23 protein-coding genes and 2 pseudogenes are annotated in these 19,933 nt (G+C 56.3%); 15 read left to right on the plus strand and 10 right to left on the minus strand.

Features of this window, described 5'->3' with window-relative positions; translation table 11 throughout:
- Positions 1-171 (plus strand): annotated as a pseudogene (locus E1H13_RS27420) (photosystem II q(b) protein); the annotation flags it as partial.
- Between the two features lie 91 nt (positions 172-262).
- A pseudogene (locus E1H13_RS27745) lies at positions 263-601 on the plus strand (Uma2 family endonuclease); the annotation flags it as partial.
- 73 nt (positions 602-674) lie between these two features.
- Here E1H13_RS27745 and E1H13_RS20605 read toward each other — a convergent pair.
- From E1H13_RS20605 to E1H13_RS27430, 3 genes are read right to left on the minus strand one after another with little or no spacing between them, the layout of a single operon-like run.
- Positions 675-971, minus strand: a complete 297-nt coding sequence (locus E1H13_RS20605; RefSeq protein WP_169616247.1) for a hypothetical protein — start codon at positions 969-971, stop codon at positions 675-677.
- The gene (locus E1H13_RS20610; RefSeq protein ID WP_169616178.1) at positions 958-1,515 is read right to left on the minus strand and encodes a DUF6036 family nucleotidyltransferase; all 558 of its coding nucleotides are present in this window, start codon (positions 1,513-1,515) and stop codon (positions 958-960) included. Before E1H13_RS20610 ends, E1H13_RS20605 begins: the two co-directional genes overlap by 14 nt.
- 30 nt (positions 1,516-1,545) lie before the next feature.
- On the minus strand, positions 1,546-2,694 hold the full coding sequence (locus tag E1H13_RS27430) for a TIR domain-containing protein (RefSeq protein ID WP_240966760.1): 1,149 nt from the start codon (positions 2,692-2,694) through the stop codon (positions 1,546-1,548).
- Between the two features lie 69 nt (positions 2,695-2,763).
- On the opposite strand from E1H13_RS27430, the gene E1H13_RS27750 reads away from it, so the two are divergent.
- Positions 2,764-2,898: a hypothetical protein gene (locus tag E1H13_RS27750; protein ID WP_256378541.1), complete on the plus strand. Its 135-nt coding sequence runs from the start codon at positions 2,764-2,766 to the stop codon at positions 2,896-2,898.
- An 11-nt stretch (positions 2,899-2,909) separates the two neighbouring features.
- Here E1H13_RS27750 and E1H13_RS20625 read toward each other — a convergent pair whose 3' ends face one another.
- From E1H13_RS20625 to E1H13_RS20635, 3 genes are all read right to left on the minus strand, one after another.
- Complete coding sequence (locus E1H13_RS20625) at positions 2,910-3,761, minus strand: histone deacetylase (protein WP_169616250.1); 852 nt, start codon at positions 3,759-3,761, stop codon at positions 2,910-2,912.
- Between the two features lie 83 nt (positions 3,762-3,844).
- On the minus strand, positions 3,845-4,636 hold the full coding sequence (locus E1H13_RS20630) for a hypothetical protein (RefSeq protein ID WP_169616181.1): 792 nt from the start codon (positions 4,634-4,636) through the stop codon (positions 3,845-3,847).
- Between the two features lie 203 nt (positions 4,637-4,839).
- Complete coding sequence (locus tag E1H13_RS20635; protein WP_169616183.1) at positions 4,840-5,769, minus strand: M23 family metallopeptidase; 930 nt, start codon at positions 5,767-5,769, stop codon at positions 4,840-4,842.
- A gap of 423 nt (positions 5,770-6,192) precedes the next feature.
- On the opposite strand from E1H13_RS20635, the gene E1H13_RS20640 reads away from it, so the two are divergent.
- The gene (locus E1H13_RS20640) at positions 6,193-7,341 is read left to right on the plus strand and encodes an HhoA/HhoB/HtrA family serine endopeptidase (protein ID WP_347404199.1); all 1,149 of its coding nucleotides are present in this window, start codon (positions 6,193-6,195) and stop codon (positions 7,339-7,341) included.
- Positions 7,342-7,514: 173 nt separating this feature from the next.
- On the opposite strand, the gene E1H13_RS20645 is transcribed toward E1H13_RS20640, so the two are convergent.
- The 3 genes from E1H13_RS20645 to E1H13_RS20655 all read right to left on the minus strand — a co-directional run bounded on the left by E1H13_RS20645 (position 7,515) and on the right by E1H13_RS20655 (position 10,053).
- Entirely contained in the window at positions 7,515-7,736 is a 222-nt protein-coding gene (locus tag E1H13_RS20645) for a hypothetical protein (protein ID WP_169616187.1), read from the minus strand.
- 129 nt (positions 7,737-7,865) lie between these two features.
- Positions 7,866-9,428: a glycosyltransferase family 39 protein gene (locus E1H13_RS20650; RefSeq protein ID WP_169616195.1), complete on the minus strand. Its 1,563-nt coding sequence runs from the start codon at positions 9,426-9,428 to the stop codon at positions 7,866-7,868.
- Complete coding sequence (locus E1H13_RS20655; protein ID WP_169616197.1) at positions 9,421-10,053, minus strand: hypothetical protein; 633 nt, start codon at positions 10,051-10,053, stop codon at positions 9,421-9,423. The genes E1H13_RS20650 and E1H13_RS20655 overlap by 8 nt, the downstream gene beginning before the upstream one ends.
- A 137-nt stretch (positions 10,054-10,190) precedes the next feature.
- Here E1H13_RS20655 and E1H13_RS20660 point away from each other — a divergent pair, with 137 nt between their 5' ends.
- The 11 genes from E1H13_RS20660 to E1H13_RS20715 all read left to right on the plus strand — a co-directional run bounded on the left by E1H13_RS20660 (position 10,191) and on the right by E1H13_RS20715 (position 19,178).
- On the plus strand, positions 10,191-10,754 hold the full coding sequence (locus E1H13_RS20660; protein WP_169616199.1) for a plasmid pRiA4b ORF-3 family protein: 564 nt from the start codon (positions 10,191-10,193) through the stop codon (positions 10,752-10,754).
- Positions 10,754-12,145 carry a F0F1 ATP synthase subunit beta gene (gene atpD, locus E1H13_RS20665; RefSeq protein ID WP_169616201.1) on the plus strand — a complete coding sequence of 464 codons (1,392 nt, stop codon included), beginning with the start codon at positions 10,754-10,756 and terminating at the stop codon, positions 12,143-12,145. Before E1H13_RS20660 ends, atpD begins: the two co-directional genes overlap by 1 nt.
- Positions 12,145-12,528: a F0F1 ATP synthase subunit epsilon gene (locus tag E1H13_RS20670; protein WP_169616203.1), complete on the plus strand. Its 384-nt coding sequence runs from the start codon at positions 12,145-12,147 to the stop codon at positions 12,526-12,528. The genes atpD and E1H13_RS20670 overlap by 1 nt, the downstream gene beginning before the upstream one ends.
- Position 12,529: 1 nt before the next feature.
- Entirely contained in the window at positions 12,530-12,859 is a 330-nt protein-coding gene (locus tag E1H13_RS20675; RefSeq protein ID WP_169616205.1) for an AtpZ/AtpI family protein, read from the plus strand.
- 74 nt (positions 12,860-12,933) lie between these two features.
- Positions 12,934-13,251, plus strand: a complete 318-nt coding sequence (locus E1H13_RS20680; RefSeq protein WP_169616207.1) for an ATP synthase subunit I — start codon at positions 12,934-12,936, stop codon at positions 13,249-13,251.
- 583 nt (positions 13,252-13,834) lie between these two features.
- Positions 13,835-14,542, plus strand: a complete 708-nt coding sequence (locus tag E1H13_RS20690) for a F0F1 ATP synthase subunit A (protein ID WP_169616209.1) — start codon at positions 13,835-13,837, stop codon at positions 14,540-14,542.
- Positions 14,535-14,804: a F0F1 ATP synthase subunit C gene (locus E1H13_RS20695; protein WP_169616211.1), complete on the plus strand. Its 270-nt coding sequence runs from the start codon at positions 14,535-14,537 to the stop codon at positions 14,802-14,804. The genes E1H13_RS20690 and E1H13_RS20695 overlap by 8 nt, the downstream gene beginning before the upstream one ends.
- On the plus strand, positions 14,767-15,615 hold the full coding sequence (locus tag E1H13_RS20700) for a F0F1 ATP synthase subunit B (RefSeq protein ID WP_206070773.1): 849 nt from the start codon (positions 14,767-14,769) through the stop codon (positions 15,613-15,615). Before E1H13_RS20695 ends, E1H13_RS20700 begins: the two co-directional genes overlap by 38 nt.
- Complete coding sequence (locus tag E1H13_RS20705) at positions 15,575-17,119, plus strand: alternate F1F0 ATPase, F1 subunit alpha (protein ID WP_169616215.1); 1,545 nt, start codon at positions 15,575-15,577, stop codon at positions 17,117-17,119. Before E1H13_RS20700 ends, E1H13_RS20705 begins: the two co-directional genes overlap by 41 nt.
- A gap of 214 nt (positions 17,120-17,333) precedes the next feature.
- Positions 17,334-18,242: a F0F1 ATP synthase subunit gamma gene (locus tag E1H13_RS20710; protein ID WP_169616217.1), complete on the plus strand. Its 909-nt coding sequence runs from the start codon at positions 17,334-17,336 to the stop codon at positions 18,240-18,242.
- Positions 18,243-18,338: 96 nt separating this feature from the next.
- The gene (locus E1H13_RS20715; protein ID WP_169616219.1) at positions 18,339-19,178 is read left to right on the plus strand and encodes a M28 family peptidase; all 840 of its coding nucleotides are present in this window, start codon (positions 18,339-18,341) and stop codon (positions 19,176-19,178) included.
- 137 nt (positions 19,179-19,315) lie between these two features.
- On the opposite strand, the gene E1H13_RS20720 is transcribed toward E1H13_RS20715, so the two are convergent.
- On the minus strand, positions 19,316-19,798 hold the full coding sequence (locus tag E1H13_RS20720) for a DUF393 domain-containing protein (RefSeq protein WP_169616221.1): 483 nt from the start codon (positions 19,796-19,798) through the stop codon (positions 19,316-19,318).
- Positions 19,799-19,933 lie beyond the last annotated feature (135 nt).

Raw genomic sequence — 19,933 nt, forward strand, 5'->3', positions numbered from 1 at the left:
AACGGGTTCAACTTCAACCAGTCTGTGCTGGATAGCCAAGGCCGTGTAATCGGCACCTGGGCAGACGTGATCAACCGCGCCAACCTGGGGATGGAAGTGATGCACGAGCGTAATGCTCACAACTTCCCTCTGGACTTGGCTTCTGCTGAGGCTCCTGAAATCATCGGCTAGTTTTGGCTAGTCCATTGATTGATTAGCGCAAAGCGCTCCCTTCCGGGGGCGCTTTTGCTTTGTCCCTGGGCATGATTGCTACGCAGGAGCGATAGAATTCAAACAAGCCTTCCAATCCTGCTTTTATGCTTGCTGTCCCCACTACATCGCACCCAAGCAATATCTGGCCCTTGAGCTACAGAGCCACATTCGCCATGAGTATCGGCGAGGTCTGGTGTATGCCATGGCGGGCAGCACCGATAACCATGACCGCATTGCCTTTAACCTGCTAAAAGCTATTGATAACCACTTGGGAGCTGACTCAGACTGCCAGTTTTATTCGGGCAATGTCAAAGTCAACTACCGAGACGAGTTTTACTACTACCCTGATGCGTTTGTGACCTGTGACCTGAGGGATAGGCGCTACCGCTACCCTAAAGGGCATGACCGAAACCCTGACCGATGCCTCAAAGCTGGCCGAAGCCCGCCAAAAACTGCTACCGCTGGTGCTTAGCCTGTTTGCCCTAATCTAATGCCTTGGCAGGACAACTAAGTTCGAGAGCACTGCAAAAGCTATTGAGACGAGCTAACAGCGCATTGTAGTAAATATAAGCATCTTCACGTTCCTGTTCGAGATAGTTGTATAAGGTCAGCTCTGGCTCTGGGGCTAAATTATCTGTGGGAATGTCCAAGCCTGCTGCACTCAAGCGCGTTGCGGCGATCGCGATCAGGAATGAGCCAATCGTATGGGCCTTGCCGTTGCGAAGATCGTTTAATCCAGGCAAAATCAATTCTGCCCCCGGCAAATCATTGAGACTCATCATTCGACTGCCTTTTATTTAATTTCTGTGCGATAAAACTTTCAACCTTGCTTCTAAGCAAATTAGGATTCAGAGCCGGAAATCTAATTAATTCCGGTTCAATGACCTCAAATCCATCTCTCAGGTCTGCCAAAGAAAATAAGTTCTGAGCATACATAGCTTCAACATCCTTAATATCCCGATCAAATCCTCTGGCTAGCTTGGAGAGAGCCTGAGAGGTAAAGTCGTAATGATAAAACGAAATTGAGCCCTGTTTGCTAATGAATACGCTTCTATCGCGCCATCCGGGCAAAGGAGGCAAAAAATCTTGTGGAGAAGCTAGCTCAATATTAATGTTTAAGTCTTGCTTCAGTTTCGCGATCGCCTGAAAAATACCTGAAGGCTCAGGGTCAAGACGAATATCGACATCCACTGTTGAACTACGCCAGCCAACCAAGAGAGCACTAGCGCCACCTGTAAAGTAGATGCAGCCTGAACCTCGGGCTTCTCTACCCAACACTTGCATCAGTTGATTTATTCTTTGAGGGTCAATGTTTGAGCGCATAAAATCTGTAGTTTTACCTATTTCTAGCCTTCAATTATCTTCCTCTTTTCTCTCCACTGCCTCAGCTTCCACCCTCGCTGCTTCCTTTTTAAACTCTTCCTCAAACTCTCGGGAAGCATCCTGAAATCCCTTAATAGCTTTACCCAAACTACGACCAATATCAGGTAACATCTTTGGGCCAAAAATTAGTGCTGGTATTAAAACTAGAGCCACCATGTCAAGCCATCCAAAGCTAAAAGCATGTTTACTTTTTTTGTCTGACGAAACATTCGAATCGTCTATCTCAGAACCACTTTTCTCTTTACTTATATCAGTACCACTCTTCTCAGTGGCACTTAGAAGTAGATCGTCCTTATGAATAGTAGGATGCAAAGCTGGCCTAAAAAATCTACTAGTTGTAGATATCAAAGCTACTACCCACCCTAGACTACCTACAAGCCACCAAAGAACTTTTCGTCGATCGGTAAAGATTTCTGATGCTGGCATTCCCTCATCCCGGCTTGGCTGCTCAGTCCCTTCAATGCGTTCTTCTGATTCTTGATATTCGGTCTCTTTTTGCTCCACAGAAAGTAGATCTTTCTGTCGATTTTCCTGTTTCCATCGCTGGGTTTCGGCCTGCATTAGCCGGTGTTGCTCAGCGGCCAGTCTCTCCTGTTCTTGTTTCTCTCGTTCTAATCGGTCAGTTTCTTCTTGCTGTCGTTTCAATTTTTCCGCTTCTCGCTGGGCATTCAGGGAGTTAACCACCTGGCGTAGACCTTGCTCTACATCAAAGAAGGCTTCGGCTCTGTCTGGCCAGCGGGTAATAGGTTTACCATCTTTGGGCAATACCTGAAGCTTCTGGAACGGGCTGTATTGCCAGCCACAGGTTTCTAGGATGATCGGAATTACCCTGGCGGTGCCTTCCTGGTGACGCTGAACGGCCCTCTGCATTTCGGTTTCGTAGCAATAGTCAGAGGCCAAAAAGTGGCGAGTAATCAGGAGCAGCACCATATCGGCTTTTTCCAGGTTGGTTTTTATCTCTGTGGCCCACTCAGCTCCGGCTTCGATCTGGCGGTCTTGCCAGGTGCTGACTTTGCCCTCTCGCAGCAGCAGCTTTAGATGGTAGTTAACCAGCTCATCCTTGAGTCCTTCATCCCGATGGGAGTAGGAGATAAATACATTTAGCGCCTCGTCTGCCATGCCCGATGGTGCTCTTGGGGTCGTCTTATTATAGTTTCAACCCAGCGGGCAAAGTTTCCCTAACTACCTATGGTTGACGGGGTTACCCTACAGGCGGGCCACTATACGACGGTGCAAAGTTTTCAGACGGGGGCGATCGCACCGCTGGCGTTCCCAAACATCGACGTTGCCGTCGAGGAATTGCTCATTCAGGCCCAAACTTAGCTTGTCGCTTCCTATAGTCGATGGGCCAAGTACACCTCTGCCGCCGCCCGGTGCAGCAGTGAGTGGCGAAAGATCAAGTCATCCATGGCTTTGCCATAGCCGCCGCCGATCACACAGGCGACGGGGTAGCCTGCCTTGACGCAGGTTTCTAGCACATAGCGATCGCGCCCATAGATCCCCGTATTGCTCAGGGCCAGCTTACCCAGCAGGTCATCCCGGTGGGGGTCGGTACCGGCGTCGTAGAGCACCAGATCCGGTTGCACCTGGGTCAGCAAATCCGGCAGGTACTGGGCCAGACAGTGCAGATAGGCCTCATCCTCCAGTCCCAGGGCCAGGGGCACATCCAGATCGCTAACCTGCTTGCGGGCCGGAAAATTCTCCTGGCAGTGCATAGAAAAGGTAAACACCCCGGGGTCATCCCGAAAAATCCAGGCGGTGCCATCCCCCTGGTGGACGTCCAGATCGAGAATTAGCACGCGGTTGACGCGGCCTTGTTTTTGGAGGACTCGGGTGGCGATCGCCAGGTCGTTAAAAATACAAAACCCGGCTCCATAGTCGGGGAAGGCATGGTGGGTGCCCCCGGCCGTGTTGCAGGCCAGCCCCTGTTCCAGGGCCAGCTTAGCGGTCAGAATCGTACCCCCCAAGGCGGTGCAGGTGCGTTTTACCAGGGCGGGGCTCCAGGGGAGGCCAATGCGGCGCTGGGCTTTGGGGTCGAGGGTACCCTGGCGGTAGCCCTGCACATAGTCGGGATGGTGCACCAGCTCTAGCCAGTCTTGGGGTGGTTCCCCCGGTTGGTAAATTTGGTCGGGGGTAATTACGCCGTCTTGCAACAGGCGATTGCACAGCAGTTTAAACTTCGGCATCGGAAACCGATGGCCAGGGGGCAAGGGCACCACATAGTTGGGGTGGTAGATTACGGGAAGCTGGCTCAAGACCCCGCTGTATCCTACATCAACGACGATAGGGAACGTCGCTGCCGCAGGTCGAGGGTGTGGGCAATGCTGGCCTCAGACCAGTCTAGGGGCAGGGCTTCATTATCAGGGATGACCATCGGCTGATGGGGCCCCGCAGGAGAGGTAGCCAGGGGTGCCCCTGGAGGTACCTCTGACGGTGCCCCTGACGAGGTTGGCGGAACAGGCTGGACGCCAGACCCATTGCGCTCAGACCCATTGCGCTCAGACCCATTGATCTGAGCGCGGACAAGGGCCGCCTCTGGCTTGGGTTGATCGGCTGCGATCGCCGCCTCAAGCGCTGCCTTGCCCGGTACCACCACCCCATCCCGCTGGGGGGAATAGGGGGACAATCGCTTTGGCTGGGGGGGAAGTTTGGGGGTGGGGCGTCGCTTCGCCGTGGGGCGTCGCTTGCGCCGTACCGGTCGCGGTGGTGCTTTCGCCTGTTGGGCAATCACAAAACAGCCAAAGCTACACAGGCCGACTAAGCTCAGTAATCCCCAGGTGGTGATGCCACCGCTGAAGCGACGACTCGACGACTCAGTTACCGCCTCCTGGTCAGGAGACAGTGGGGAGGCGTCAGGGGCCTGAGGGAGCTGATCTCTGAACACCACCGTAGGCGGTGCTACTCGTTCAGCTGTAGCAGGGGCAGCCTCAGAAATCGGCGGTTCGGTAAACATCAGGCGGTTATAGGCGACCGCCGAGACGCAAATCAGCCCAAACCATAGCCCCCCTAGCAAAAACATGGAGCGATACGTCAACAGCTGAGCCCAGAACAGCCGAGACATGAACGCCGGTTCCCGGGACTCAGTAAATAACTGTGGCTCCGCAGACCCTGATCGAGGGCGACGGGATGAGTTCAAAGAATGCTGCACCATAATGGCCCCATGGACAAGTCAACCAGTTACGTGAGTAGTGCACATGCTGCCCATTGTAAGCGGTGTTGGCCGGATGGCACAGCCTCAAACCCTGATCTCAGGGTCTCAGGGCACTAAAGCTGCGCTAGCTTGGGCACAAAATTTCGCGGATTTTGGGCCACCCATCCCTGGGCCGAATTTAGGCGCACTTCAAAAAAGAGGATGGAATCAGGGCTCTGATTCGTAGCTGCCAACTGCCCTAAAGTATCTCCCTGGCGGAGGGACTGCCCCACAGACACCTTGACATTGGCCAAGTTAGCATAGCGGGTCTGCAACCCTTGGGCATGGTTCACCACCACTAGCTTGCCGTAGACCGGGTCATCTCCGGCAAAGGCAACCGTGCCAGGACCGACAACCAATATCGGGGTATCGGCTGGACTGGATAGGCCAATGCCAGTGTTAAACACCACTTGGTCCTGATTCGCATCCGGTTGCCAGCCATAGTTCAACACCACCGGAGCCGGAGTCGGTAGTGGATATCCCTGCAAGGGGCTGCGGCTAGAGGTCTCGTTAGCGGGGCCGCTGTTAGCATTTACCGCTGTGCGAATACCCGGGAACCAATTGACCCCAGGGACGAAAATGGTGCTGGGCACAGTGCTGGTGCAACCATTCATCTCAAATAGCAGGTCGGCGCGGCTTTGGTAAGCTTCTGCTACGTTCGCCCAGGTTTGCCCAGCGGCCACACTAGCCCGAATGCCATTATAAGGAGGAATCACCAGCTCTTGGCCTGCGACTACCTGGCCATCTTGGGCAGAGGGATTCAACCCCATGATGGTGGTGGGTAGCAAGTTGTGGTCCTGGGCAATGGACTCTAAGGTTTCCCCTGGGGCTACCCGGTGTTGGCTTAGGCGCGATAGGACTGGGGCTCGACAAGTGTTAGTCTGCCCGCGGGTTTCCGTCTCTTGGTCTGCGATCGCCGGGGGGGTTGGCCCTATCCCCAGTCCTCCAGCAACAATGATGCCCATCACAACACCAGTAGCGGGCTTTAACGTCAGGGGAACCATGGCACTCAGCAAAAAATATCAATAGTCCAATCATAATCAACCAGCCTCATCATCAACGGGACTTAGTCCTGAACCTAGGGCTGGCAACGAAAATTTCCTGAGAAGGGACCCCATTGGCGAGTACAGTTGGGCATTTGGCAGCGGTTGAAATGCTTTCATCGGAGCGAATATTCGCTACATTAAGGGCAGTATGACTTAATGTTATTCGGGGCTAGTTCCTTAGCATAGGTATACCCTGTATCCGGTTAACCAGGGTTAGTATTTATATAGAGAACGAGAACCGGCTTGGCCGTGACACAGCGAGGAAAGATAATGGGTCCGTTACCAAAGCAACCCTTTCCAAAGCAATTGGTATGGCTTTCGGCTGCACTGGTCGCAGGCGGCGGCGCTGGATGGGCAGCGCATTCTTATGTGTCAGAGGCAGTGCCATCCTCGGAAGCGGCTGTGTCCCTCGACCAGGGGGATGTGGCCCAGACGGTACCAACCTCCTTGCGTACCCTGGTAGAGCCAGCCCCCGAGACCACGGCTCAGGTGCCAGTGGGGTTTAATGGGGCCAATTTTATTGCGGCGGCTGTGGAGCGAGTTGGCCCAGCGGTGGTGCGCATTGACGCCGAGCGGTCAGTGTCGTCCATGGCCCCTGATGGCTTGAATAACCCTTTCTTTCGTCGCTTCTTTGGGGATGAAATGCCCCCCGAGCTGGAATCAGACCGTTTAGAACAAGGCACAGGCTCGGGTTTTATTTTGAACAGCAACGGTCAAATTCTGACCAATGCCCATGTAGTTGAAGGGGCTGATACCGTAGAAGTTACCCTCCGGGATGGACGCACCTTTGATGGACAGGTGGTGGGTATTGACACAGTGACTGACGTGGCAGTGGTGAAAATCGAGTCCACCGATCTACCTTCGGTGCAGCTGGGCAGTACGGAGAACCTATCCCCAGGGCAATGGGCGATCGCGATTGGCAATCCCCTAGGCCTAGACAATACGGTTACTGCTGGTATCATCAGTGCTCTGGGACGTACCAGTAACCAAGTGGGCATCCCCGATAAGCGGGTGCAGTTCATTCAAACCGACGCGGCGATCAATCCCGGTAATTCTGGTGGCCCCTTGCTAAACGACCAAGGGGAAGTGATTGGCATGAATACGGCCATTCGCGCCAATGCCCAGGGGTTGGGATTTGCCATCCCCATCGAAACCGCTAAGCGCATTGCCGATCAGCTGTTTGAAACTGGCGAGGTGGAGCATCCCTTCCTCGGTATTCAAATGGTGACCATGTCCCCTGAAATGGTGGATCGGGTGAACCAGGAAGAAGGCTTGAACCTGAAGCACGATGGGGAGTCAGGGGTCCTGATTGTGCGGGTATTGCAAGATAGCCCGGCCCGCGAGGCTGGCCTGCAAGTGGGCGATGTGATCAAGGCGATCGATGGTAAGCCCATGACTGAACCAGCCGAGGTGCAAGCCGCCGTTGAAAACAGTGACATTGGCGATCGCCTCACCCTGTCCATCAGTCGCAATGGCACTGAGCGCTCCCTGGACGTACAGCCAGGGCCGATGCCTGACGATTTACGCTAGGGCTCCGAAATCCCCTCCCTGGGAGGGGTAGAGTAGGTCAATCCAAGCCCAAAGAGACCCAACCCGCCCTTTGGGTAACCCTCCGTGGGAGGGGACAGTTAAGTCTTGCTGTGTTGAGGCAACCTCAATGAAGACAAAAGGCTTTTGCAAAGCGCTTCTAGCTTGACAGACCACTAGGGGTGCAGCTCGCAGTTAGGGAAGCGCCCCAAGGTGTTGGCTTCGACAATGGCATTGCGACACTGCAGCGGACTTTTCCCGGTTTGCTGCACTAACGTCTGAATGCTAATGGCAGGCAGGGAAGCTTTAGGGGCCTTGAGATATAACTTGTAGGCTACTTCTAGCACCTGCTCGTCTAGCAGCAATGGTCGGACGGTGGCCTGCACGAGGTCTAGCATGGCGGTTTCAGCAACGATGATATTCAGTATATTCACCTAACTAACCACAGGCAACGTCTATCCCAGGATGGGTTGTGACCATGGCTGAGGCGGCTGTGGCCCGGTTACGTTAGCCAGTTAAGGGGCCAGTTAAGGGGCACATTGCTCGCCATCGGAGGTGAAGGCCAGGGGATAATCGGGACGAAGGGGATAGCCGGGGGGGCCTGCCTTAAAGCCATACCCCGTCACCAGTTCGTAGGTTTGTAAGACCCGACCCCAGCGGCGGATCTCCAGGGTTTGCGGCGGGTCAGCCCGCTCAAACATGGCCAGGTGAGCGGGGCAGATGGGGTGCCAGCTTTCCCCCAGGAGAACGGCGTCCCGGCCCTCCAGAGCGGCACTATCGTACCAAAAGTCGAACTGGTCGATGCGGCCTGAAATGGCCAGCACCTGAGGATCGTCTAAGACGTAAGCCAGGGCCGAGGCGGAGCGGTAGTCGGTGGTCAGCAGCAGGGGCTGGTCCAGCCCGGCAGCTTGGGTGGTGACAGCGGCGGCGATCGAGTCCCAGCCGTAGAGGGCGGCGCTGTCGGGGTCCGCCTCTCCCCCCAGGGCGGTGAACGGTATTACCGTGTAGTGAAACACCAGGGCAGCCGCGACGAAGAGGCCCAGGCCCTGGGCGATCGCCAAGTGCCGCCGCCGGGTTAGTCCCCCATCAGCCCGGTAGAAGACCTGGCTGAGCAGGGGGAATAGCAGGGGGTAGGCCAAAATATTCCAGTAGTACACAGCCACGGACACCAGGGAGAGGGCGGTGAAGGCGGCGGTGGATAGGCCAAACATCCACCAGGCCAGGGCAGAATAGCAGGAGGTGGGGGCTGTGGACTGTCCTGGTCGTTGCCCTTGCCAGGCCCGTTTGCCGATGGCCCAGGTCTGAATCGGCCCCAGAATCAACCCACAGAGGGCCAAAAACCCCAGGGGTTGTAGCCAGTTAAGGGTAAATTGGTCAGCCCCAGCGGTGCGATCGCGATAGAACCGAAAGGAGAAAAAGTCGTGCTGCAGATTCCACCCCAGGATGGGGGACAGCACCAGCAACAGCAGGGCCAGGGCTAGATATAACTGGCGATCGCGCAGTAGTGGTCGAAGCTGGCGATCGCTTAAAATCACTGCCAAAAACCCCAGACCCACAAACACCGCATTGTATTTGCACAGTCCGGCCAGCCCCAAGCACAGAGCGGCTCCCAACAACCATCGGCGATCGCCCGCCCCGGTGGCCCGGTAGGCATCGGCAAACTGAACAAAACACAGGCTACTGAGTACCGCAAAGGTGATGAGCCAGTGGTCGTGCCAGGCCAGGGCTAGAAACAAAAAGAACAGGGGCGACGATAGGCCCAAGAGCACCACCAGCCCCAATCGATCGGCCCCTTCTCCCGGGTATAAATAGCGACAGATCTGCCAATAGGCCCAGCCCAACAGGGCGGTGCTAAGCAGATTGGGCAGCCGCAGCACCAGGGTCGAGCGCCCCAGCCCTGCGGCAAACAGCCCCTGCACCCAGCTATGGAAGGGGGGATGGTCGTAGTAGGACAACCCCGGATGCTGTCCCCACAGCCAGTAATAGGCTTCATCGGGGTTGGGGAAGGTGACCCCCCAGAACAGCAATCGCAAGGCCAAAAACCCCAGTAGATACCAACGCCCCCAGCGCCAAATCGGGATCTTAGTCATCGGGGGTTTCGAGGGCACTGGTGTCGATACCGTCGAGTTCTGGAATGTCTCCCAGGTCCAGGTCAGTTTGAGATTTAGAGTCAGCCGCAACCTCCGCTGCAAAGGGTAGGGTGACCGTCGGTAGCCCCGCCCCCTGTAGCCCTTTGAGAATGTGGGCGGGAGTTTCGGGAAACACCACAAACAGAGCATGATTCGTATCGGTACCATCGCTAAGCAAGTGGCTATAACGCTGGGGCAGTAGCCACTCATAACCGCGATCGCAGAGAATTTGAGTATGACGCCAGCGCATCAGTAGGGCTGAAAAGTCCTCCTGGGGTCGATGGATATAGATAAAAATTTCCACCCCGGTTTTAATTTTCCATTCGGGGTCACACATTAGCAGGGCCAGATCACAGGGTAGGGTTACCACTGCTCCAGGTTGTATCGCTGGGCTATGGGGATTGAGGTGAGTGGCTTCTCGCACCCGAATGTTAGGCAGCGGTAGGGTCAAAATGCTGTCCTGGGGCCGCCGCATACTCGGTACCGCCTCCAGGTAGGGTCGGTACCCCCTCAACAACTCCAGGGCGCCCTGGTGATCGGTACAGGTCGATAGCAAGGTTTCGTATTGCTGGGACGTAATCGCCATGGCCAGTCACTGCAGCAGTAGGTCAGGGTCAGTATTCCCTGCATTGTAACGAGAGCTGTGGTCAACCGCGATCCCTAGAAATTTCGATTTAGGATAGGGCTAAGCCGATTAATCAGTTCATCGTATCAGCAAAAAGTATGGGCAAAAAAAAGGCTGCTTCAGCTATCTATCAACTCAAAATTAGCCTCAGAGGGGCTCGCCCGCCCATTTGGCGGCGGGTGCAAGTACCCAGTGACATCACCTTAGGAGATCTGCACCAGGTTATTCAGTTGGCCATGGGCTGGTACAACTGTCACCTGCACGAATTTGAAGTGCAAGGGCAATCCTATGGTCAGCCCATGCCCGAATACGATTGGGATGTGCGGGATGAGCGTAAGACCAAGCTCAATAAGGTGGTTTCTGGCGAGAAGTTTAAATTCTCCTATGTTTACGACATGGGCGACAGCTGGGAGCACCAAATTCTGGTGGAAAAAATCCTGGAGCCCGACTCAGATACCCGCTACCCCGTTTGCATTAAGGGAAAACGGGCCTGCCCCCCCGAAGACTGCGGCGGCATCTGGGGCTATGGCAATTTCCTGGAGGCCATCGGCGATCCGAACCATCCTGATCATGGGGACATGGTGGAATGGATTGGCGACGAGTTTGACCCGGAATGGTTTGATCTCGAGGCCATCAACCGCAGTCTCCAACCCCTACGTTGATGGCACAGGCCCTTCCCCCGACCTTGACCAATGTGGGTACCGTGGTCTCGGTGCGGGGTAGTGTGGTGGATGCCTGGTTTCCCAAACAACTGCCCGGCTACCTGAATCGGCTGAATGCTGGAGAGGATGGTCAGGTGGTGGTGGAAGTGGTGGCTCACCTGAGCGCCGACATGGTGCGGGGTATTGCCCTCACCCCCACCCCGGGCTTGGCCCGGGGAGCGCCAGTCGTGGACCAGGAACAATCCTTGCAGGTGCCGGTTGGCCACGCCTTACTGGGACGCATGTTTAATGTCTTTGGCACTCCCATCGACAAGCGAGATCCCCTAGAGCAGGTGGCCTGGCGATCGATCCATCAGGCGGCAGTTCCGTTGATGCAGCAGTCTACCCAATCGGAAATTCTGGAAACCGGGATCAAGGTGATTGATGTGCTGGCCCCCATTGAGCGTGGCGGCAAAACGGGGCTGTTTGGCGGGGCCGGGGTGGGCAAAACGGTGCTGATCACCGAGATGATCCATAACATGGTGAGTCAGCACCAGGGCATTAGCCTGTTTTGCGGCATTGGCGAGCGCAGCCGCGAGGCCGAGGAGCTCTACCACGAGATGCAGGCCGCCGGGGTGCTAGACCAAACCGTGATGGTGTTTGGTCAAATGAACGAACCGCCCGGTGCCCGGTTTCGCGTCGGCCATGCGGCCCTGACCATGGCGGAATACTTCCGGGACGATGCCCACCAGGATGTACTGCTGCTAATCGACAATATTTTCCGGTTTATTCAGGCGGGGCAGGAAGTGTCGGGTTTGATGGGGGAACTGCCCTCAAGGGTGGGCTACCAGCCGACCCTGGCAACGGAGCTAGCCGGACTGGAGGAACGGATTAGCAGTACCAGCACCGGGGCAATTACCTCGGTGCAGGCGGTGTATGTGCCGGCCGACGACTTTACCGACCCGGCGGCGGTGCATACCTTTGGCCATCTGTCGGCCTCGATTGTGCTGTCGCGCAAGCGGGCCAGCGAGGGCTTTTACCCAGCGGTTGACCCACTGCGCTCCAGCTCGAAGATGCTGATGCCTGCAATCGCCGGGAAGCGCCACTATGACACGGCCCTGGCCGTGCGCCAAACCCTGGCCACCTACGACGAGCTGAAAGACATGATCGCCATGCTGGGGATGGCGGAACTGGCGGCGGGGGATCGCCAAATTGTCTACCGTGCCCGCCGCCTAGAGCGGTTTTTAACCCAGCCCTTCTTTTCGACCGAGCAATTTACCAACAAGCCGGGGCGGCTGGTAAGCTTAGACGCGGCCCTAGAGGGGTGTGAGCGCATCCTCAACGATGAGTTCGCGGACTATCCTGAATCTACCCTGTATATGGTTGGTGATATTCAGGAGGTGACCGCTTAATGCACCTAAAGCTCCTACGTCCCACCGAAGTTGTGATCGATCAGCCCGTGCTGAAGGTGGCAGCAGAGGGGGTCAGTGGCAGCTTTTGCCTACTGCCCCACCATGTCGATATCGTCACTCCCCTGGTGCCTGGCCTGTTTGCCTTCGAGTCAGAAGCCCACGAAACAGTGTTCTTGGCCGTCGATGAAGGGGTGCTGGTGAAGCAAGGAGCGGCGGTGTGGGTTTCCGTGCGGCAGGCGGTGCAGGGCGATCATCTGGACACCTTACAACAGGCGGTGCAGCAACAATTTCATCAGCTAGACGAGCGAGAACAGCGGGCCCGCAGTATGTTGACCCGCTTGGAAACCAGCCTTGTACGCGAGTTTATTGACCTGGGAGGCTAGCATGAAACCATCTAACCCTGCGGATCACCCCAGAGAACCCGATGATTCTGACCGCGATCGGCGTTTGTTTGAACAGCAAGTGGAGGCTAAGTCGAGGCGTAAAGTGAAGGCCCAGCGGGAAGGCGATCGCAGCCTTTGGGCTGGGCTGGGACTGTTTGGCATGGTGGGCTGGTCAGTGATGGTGCCCACGTTGGTGGGTATTGCCCTGGGCCGCTGGATTGACCACCGCTGGCCCAGCCCCTACTCATGGACGCTGATGCTGTTGTTTGTGGGTCTGGTGCTGGGCTGCTGGAGCGCCTGGTACTGGATTCAGCAGGAGCGAGACCAATGACATCCACGGTATCTTGCCAATCTTGAATCATCTAAAGACCCTACTATGACTTGTACCGATGGAGGAATATCACCATGAACCTTTTGATTCACACGTTACTACCTGATTTATTCGCACTCCCCATTGGTTTTGGGTTAGGCCTCTTTTACTTCAGTTTTTTGTGGTTTACCGTGCAGCGATTGGTAAGCAGTCCCCATCCTGTATTGCTGATGGTCGGCAGTGGGTTGGCCCGGTTAAGTGTGGTGCTGCTGGGGTTTTATTTAATCGTGGGTGGCCATTGGCAACGGTTACTGATCGCCCTGGCCGGGTTTTTGATCGCCCGCACGCTGCTGATTGCCCGCTGGCGACCCCAGGCTGCTCTAGGAGAGGTAGGCGGTGGAACCATTGATTAGTCGACTTTTCGATGAGTTGATCGATGACGGATTTGGGCAAAATACTGGATATCAGTGTTGGGTAAGGGATGCCATCCTGCAATGCTCGTGTTTGCAGAGCACGGAGATCTTTTGAAGAAAGCCGAAGGTTAATTCGCGCATCCTGCCTGAAGATGGATGCAGCACTTGCCTTGTGGGTCCCAAGCTTTTGAGCCAGATCTTTCGATTGGCTAAGCCTTCCAGATTTAATTAAATCCGTTTCCTGCTGGGCTAGTTCCGAGATCAGAATCTGCATGATATGGAACTTGTCTGAACGGCTTAGTTCTCTTGCATAAGACAGGAACCCTCGTATGACAAGTAATACCTTTTCATCCTTCTTCCTTCTGTCTTTCTGTACTCGTGGAGCCAAGCGATTGGTGCCACCCCATCCCAGTGCCGACCACTAGCGAAGCGACATCCCTGGCGCAGCCGAAACAATGACCTAGCCAGACGCCCTTCAGCCAGAATCCTGGGCTCTCTTTGGCCAACGTAACTCCGCGTAACGCTTGGCCAAACCAAATAGAGGTATAGGTGATACTGAACTAGGTGCCCTTAGCAACAGCCTATGGAAATTAGCCCCGACAACCTCATTTACTTCGCCCGATCGCCCGTTGTGATCAACGCCACCCTGGTCTTTACCTGGCTAACGATGATCTTTCTGGTCGGGGTTTCGGCCTGGGTGACGCGGCAACTCTTAGTGCGCCCCCCCCTGCCGCGCTGGCAGAATGTTTTAGAACTTGTGGTAGACAGCATCTACCAGCAAATCAAAGACATTACCCAGCAAGACCCAGAACCCTACCTGTCGTTTGTAGGAACGCTATTTTTGTTCATCGTCACCGCTAATGTGCTGATGGTGGTGCCGGGGTATCAGACGCCAACCGGCTCTCTATCGACGACAACCGCCCTAGCCCTCTGTGTGTTTGTGGCGGTGCCGATCTATGGCATTCGTCAACAAGGACTGGGGCGTTACCTCAAAAGTTACCTGGAGCCGACCCCGATCATGCTGCCCTTTCAGATTATTGGCGAATTTTCGCGCACTCTGGCTCTGGCGGTGCGGCTGTTTGGCAATATCATGAGCGGCAACTTACTGGCGGCTATTTTGCTGTCGTTGATTCCGTTGTTTGTACCGGTGGTGATGCAGGTATTAGGCCTGATTCTGGGTCTGATTCAAGCCTACGTGTTTGCGGTGCTGGCCCTGGTTTACATTGCGTCAGCCACCCAGGTGCAGCAACAACAGTATCCAATATCTACTGAGGGAACTAACCATGAGTGATTTAGCGCTAATTGGGGCGGTGGCGATCGTGACCGCCGGTTTGACCATCGCCATTGGTTCCATTGGCCCCGCCTTGGGGGAAGGAATGGCGGTGGCCCGCGCCCTAGGGGCGATCGCCCAGCAGCCCGACAAAACTAACACCATTACCCGGACCCTGTTTGTCGGCCTAGCCATGGTCGAATCAACCGCGATTTACTGCCTGGTGGTATCGATGATTTTGCTGTTTGTCAATCCGTTTTGGAATTATTTTTCGGGGAACTAAGGTGCTAATTAACTGGTTCACCGTCTTTGCCCAAATTCTCAACTTTTTGATTTTGGTGGCGCTACTGCGGTGGTTTCTCTACAAACCCATTCTCAAGGTCATGCACAGACGCCAGGCGCTGATTGAAGAGCGCTGGCAAGCGTCAGAGCGTCTTCAGGCCGAGGCCCAACAGGCGCTTGATACCTACCAGCAGCAGCAACAAGATCTCCAGCAGCAGCGGGCCGAAATGCTGGCCCAGGCCCACGCTGCCGCCGCCCAAGAGCGCCAGCACCAACTGGCTCAGGTGCGCCAGGAGATGAGCGACCAGCGGGCCGCCTGGCAGACCGACCTACACCAAGAGCAGGAGGCGTTTTTGCGCACCCTGCGGCAGCAGGTGATTCACCAAATCACCGCGATCGCCCGTCAGGCCCTGGGCGATCTGGCCAATGCCGATCTAGAGCGGCAGATTGTGGAGGTGTTTTGCGATCGCCTGCGTCATTTAGATCCGGCCCAACACGAGACAATCGCCCAAGCCCTGGACCAAAGTGATCAGCCGATTCTGATTCGCAGCAGTTTTGAGCTGTCGCCCGACCTGCGCCAGCAGGTCATCGACCAACTGCAAGCCCAGTTTGCGGTCTCCCAGCCCATCGACTTTGCCAACACCCCCAGCCTGCTCTGCGGCATCGACCTCAAACTCGCTGGGCAGGAAATCGTCTGGAGCCTAGACACCTACCTGCACACCCTAGAACAACGCCTTTCCACCGCCCTTACCCAGGAAGAAACCGCCCACCATGACCCTCGCCTCTCAGCAGGTGCAGGCCGCCTGCACTAAGGCCTGTGCCACTATCGAACAGGTTTTAGCCGACTATGCCGCCCCCCTGGTCCTGCGGGAAACGGGCCTGGTGCAGTCAGTGCGTCCTGGCATTGCCCGGATCACAGGATTGCCCGGCGTGTGCGCCGATGAACTGGTGTGCTTTCCTCGGGTGGGGGTAGGCTCAGGCGGGGGGCCGCTGCTGGGCATTGCCTTTAACCTCGACCCCGAGGAAGTCGGGGTGATTTTGCTGGGGGACAGCCAGTACCTGCAAGCGGGCGATCAGGTCTACCGTACTGAGCGGGTGATGGATGTGCCGGTGGGCGAGGCCCTGCTGGGACGGGTGATCACCGTTATGGGGCAACCCCTGGATGGGGGAGGTGTGCTGGACATGGCCGAACGCCGCCCGGTGGAGCGAGAAGCTCCGGCCATTCTCGATCGCGCCCCCGTCACCGTGCCCCTGCAAACCGGGCTGAAGGTGGTGGATGCCCTGATCCCCATCGGGCGGGGCCAGCGAGAGTTGATCATTGGCGATCGCCAGACGGGCAAAACCGCGATCGCCATCGACACCATCCTCAACCAGGCGGATCAGGATGTGGTTTGCATTTACTGCGCCATTGGGCTGCGGTCAGCGGCGATCGCCCGGGTTATTGCTACCCTACGCCAGCACGGGGCCATGGACTACACTGTTGTGGTGGTCGCCGCCGGCCAAGATCCTCTGGGGCTGCAATACATTACCCCCTATGGGGCCACCACCATGGCCGAGTACTTTATGGAGCAGGGACGAGATGTCCTGATTGTCTACGATGACCTCACCCACCATGCCCGCACCTACCGCGAGCTTTCGCTGCTGCTGCGCCGCCCCCCTGGTCGTGAGGCTTACCCCGGCGATATTTTCTATCTGCATTCCCGCCTGTTAGAACGGGCTACCCACCTCTGTTCCGAGTTGGGCGGCGGCTCCCTCACCGCTCTGCCCATCATCGAAACCCAGGCCCAAAACCTCTCGGCCTATATTCCCACCAACTTGATCTCCATTACCGATGGGCAGATCTACCTCTCCCCCGATCTGTTTCAGAAAAGCATTTTCCCAGCGGTGGATGTGGGTAAATCTGTGTCGCGGGTGGGGGGCAAAACCCAACTTTCCGCCTACCAAGGGATAGCCGGAAAGTTACGGCTGTCCTATGCCCAATTTCAAGAGGTGGAAGTGTTTGCCCGCTTTGGCACCCAGATGGATGAACCCACGCGAAAAACCCTAGAACGGGGTCGCCGTATCCGCGAAGTGCTGAAACAGCCCCAATCTCAACCCCTCAGTGCCGCTGAACAGATCGCCGTCTTGCTGGCGGTCACCCACGGGCTACTAGATGCTGTTTCCCTCGATCACATCAGTGCCGTAGAGCAACAGCTGACCCAAGCCATCAGCGGTCACCTACCGGATTTATGCGATCGCATTCACCAGGGAGACCCCCTGACCGACACTGATCTGGACACCCTCCTGCCCCAGTTGAAAGCCGCGATCGCCCCATGATGTCAAAATTCAAGGAACCCACCCCTACCGACTTCGACAAGTTACCCCTCCTTCGACAAGCTCAGGACACCGTCTGGGGTCGCTACGCGAACAGTACAGGCCTGCCAAGAGGGGATGGCGGAATGCAAAACTCAGAATTTTTCCTCCTGAGACACTGTGCGTAGGCAACGCCAGTCCCCAGGACTTACAACACTCAAAACCCAAAACCTTCCCCATGCTTACCCTCGACGCCCTTCGCACAAAAATCAGCAGCATTGAAGACCTGCAGGCCGTCGTCAGAACCATGAAATCCCTAGCAATGGTGAGCATTCGTCAGTATGAGCAAGCTAGAACCTCCCTAAGTGCCTATAACCACACCGTGGAACTGGGGCTCCAGGCCCTGCTGTACCATCGACGGTTTGCGGATCCTCCTCAGGGGCTAATGTCCCTGGCCTCGCCAGAGCCAAAGTCGGGCTGGGTAGGGGTAGTTCTCTTTGGATCGGATCATGGGCTATGTGGGCCGTTCAATGAACACATCGTCACCTACGCCCTAGACCAACTCGGTCATCGCCACATTCAACCCGATCGCCGTCGCCTAGCGGCAGTGGGAGCCAGGCTGATTCCCTACCTAGGCGTCGCCAATCAACCGGTCCAAACCTCGTTTTCCCTGCCCAGTTCCCTGGCGGGCACCCCCCATCTGCTCCAAGACCTTTTACAGACAATCGAGCAATGGCGGCTCCACCAAAACGTGACTCAAATTTTGCTGTTTTACAACCAACTGCAATCAACCACCACCTATCAACCGTCAGTCCTGTCCCTATTTCCGATCGATCGCGATTGGCTGAACGATCTAGAGCAACGCCCCTGGTCTTCCCCAGCCTTACCCACCCTCAACCAAGACTGGGAGTCATTGTTGTCTGCCCTGATCCGGCAGCATTTGTTTGTTTCCCTCTATCGGGCGACGGTTGAATCCCTGGCCAGCGAAAATGCTGGGCGGCTGATGTCAATGCAGGCCGCAGAAACCAACATTGAAGAACGCCTGGCGGATCTAAATGCAGATTATCGGCAGCAACGGCAAAACTCAATCACCGGCGAACTGCTGGATATTGTTTCTGGCTTTGAGGCCCTTAATAACCCGACTTAAACCCAGCGGCTTGGCAGAAAAGGCCGCCGGGCTTATCCTATCAGGGTTTCAGCTGTCATTGATCCCACGCCTTAAGCGACCAGGAGCCGATATCCCGTGAATGACCTGCAAACCCGCCTGACCCGCCACCTGGAACAACTCAGCCGCGATCGTGATCCCTACTTCGCCTCAGCCCATCACTTTTTTGTGCAGCAGTACATTCAGCAGCAGTTCGCCCAATGGGGCACGGTGGAATCCCACGCCTTTACCGTCCAGGGGCGTACCCACCATAACTGGATCCTCGATCTGCCCGGGAGACAGCCAGACCGACCACTAATCTTAGTTGGCGCCCACTACGACTCGGTGCCCGGCTCCCCTGGAGCGGACGATAATGCTACGGGGGTGGCGGCCCTGCTCGAGATTGGACGGGCCTTGGCCCAACAGCCGGGGCGATCGCCCGTGCGGCTGGTTGCCTTTGATCTGGAAGAATCAGGCTTAGTGGGCAGCCGTTGCTATGTCCAGCACCTGCACCAGCGGCAGACGCCCCTGGGACTGATGCTATCCCTAGAGATGTTGGGCTACTGTTGCCACCAACCCCACTCCCAACGCTACCCACCAGGGTTGGCTTACCTCTATCCTCACCAGGGAAATTATATTGCTCAAATTGGCCCATGGTCAGCGATTCCGACCATGGTGCAGCTCTGGTGGGGGTTTCGACAGGCAGGGGTGCGTAGCCAGTGGCTACCGATGATTCGACGGGGGCACATCGTCCCGGATAGCCGCCGGAGCGATCATGCGCCCTTCTGGGACCTGGACTATCCGGCGATTATGGTGACCGACACCGCTGACTTGCGGAACCCCCACTACCACCAACCCACAGACACCATCGATACCCTGGATTTAGCGTTCTTCACGGGGGTCTGCCAGGGGCTGATCAACGGCTTGCGTTCTCTGTAATATCTAATCGCCTGTTTTTCATTGGGGCATTGCTGCGCGTGGGCGGAGCTTCGCCTCAACCCCCTGTTTCCTTGGTGCATTAGCGCAGCAATGCACCCTACGGCTAACACTGTCACCTGTTACCTAAAACCTGTCCCCTAAAGCACCTGACAGCGATCGCCGCAGCCTTCCTGCAACCGAGCCTCCCGTGCAGCCAAAATTGTTTTCAAGCTAGGCCGCCCGGTCAGGGCCAAACGCCAGTCGGCCCACAGGCCGTACAGCCAGTTCACCAGTGGCCCCAGGATGGGCCAGCGGGTGGGGGCATAGATCCAGCCCATGCCCAGAACGTCATACACCCGACGGAACACTTCAACATTGTTAACCACAGTGCCATCAGGCAACACCGCATGGATGCGACCCATGGCGGTGGCAAAGTCCACCCCGCCGTTCTCTGCCGGATCGTAAGCTTCGTCGGCAATGTCCGTAAAGGCCACCAACCCGCGCCCCTGATCCTTCTGGCGTAAGAAGTTAACTTCTCGCATACACAGGGGACAGTCGCCGTCGTAGAGCAACTTAATCTGCCAGGGGTCTGAGCCGACAGCATCAGCCTGGGCCGTAGGAGGTGAAGATGGAGCAACCATAAGACTGGAGCAGAAATAACAGACAGTAGGGCCCTGAGTGAACCCTATACATATCTTAATGAAAATCCACTCAGCCAGCATTCAGGGCTGGCGTAGCCCTACCCCCCCAGAAGATAACCCACCCCTACCCCTCCC

Origin of the sequence: Nodosilinea sp. P-1105, from assembly GCF_012911975.1 — a bacterium.
GTDB lineage: Bacteria > Cyanobacteriota > Cyanobacteriia > Phormidesmidales > Phormidesmidaceae > Nodosilinea.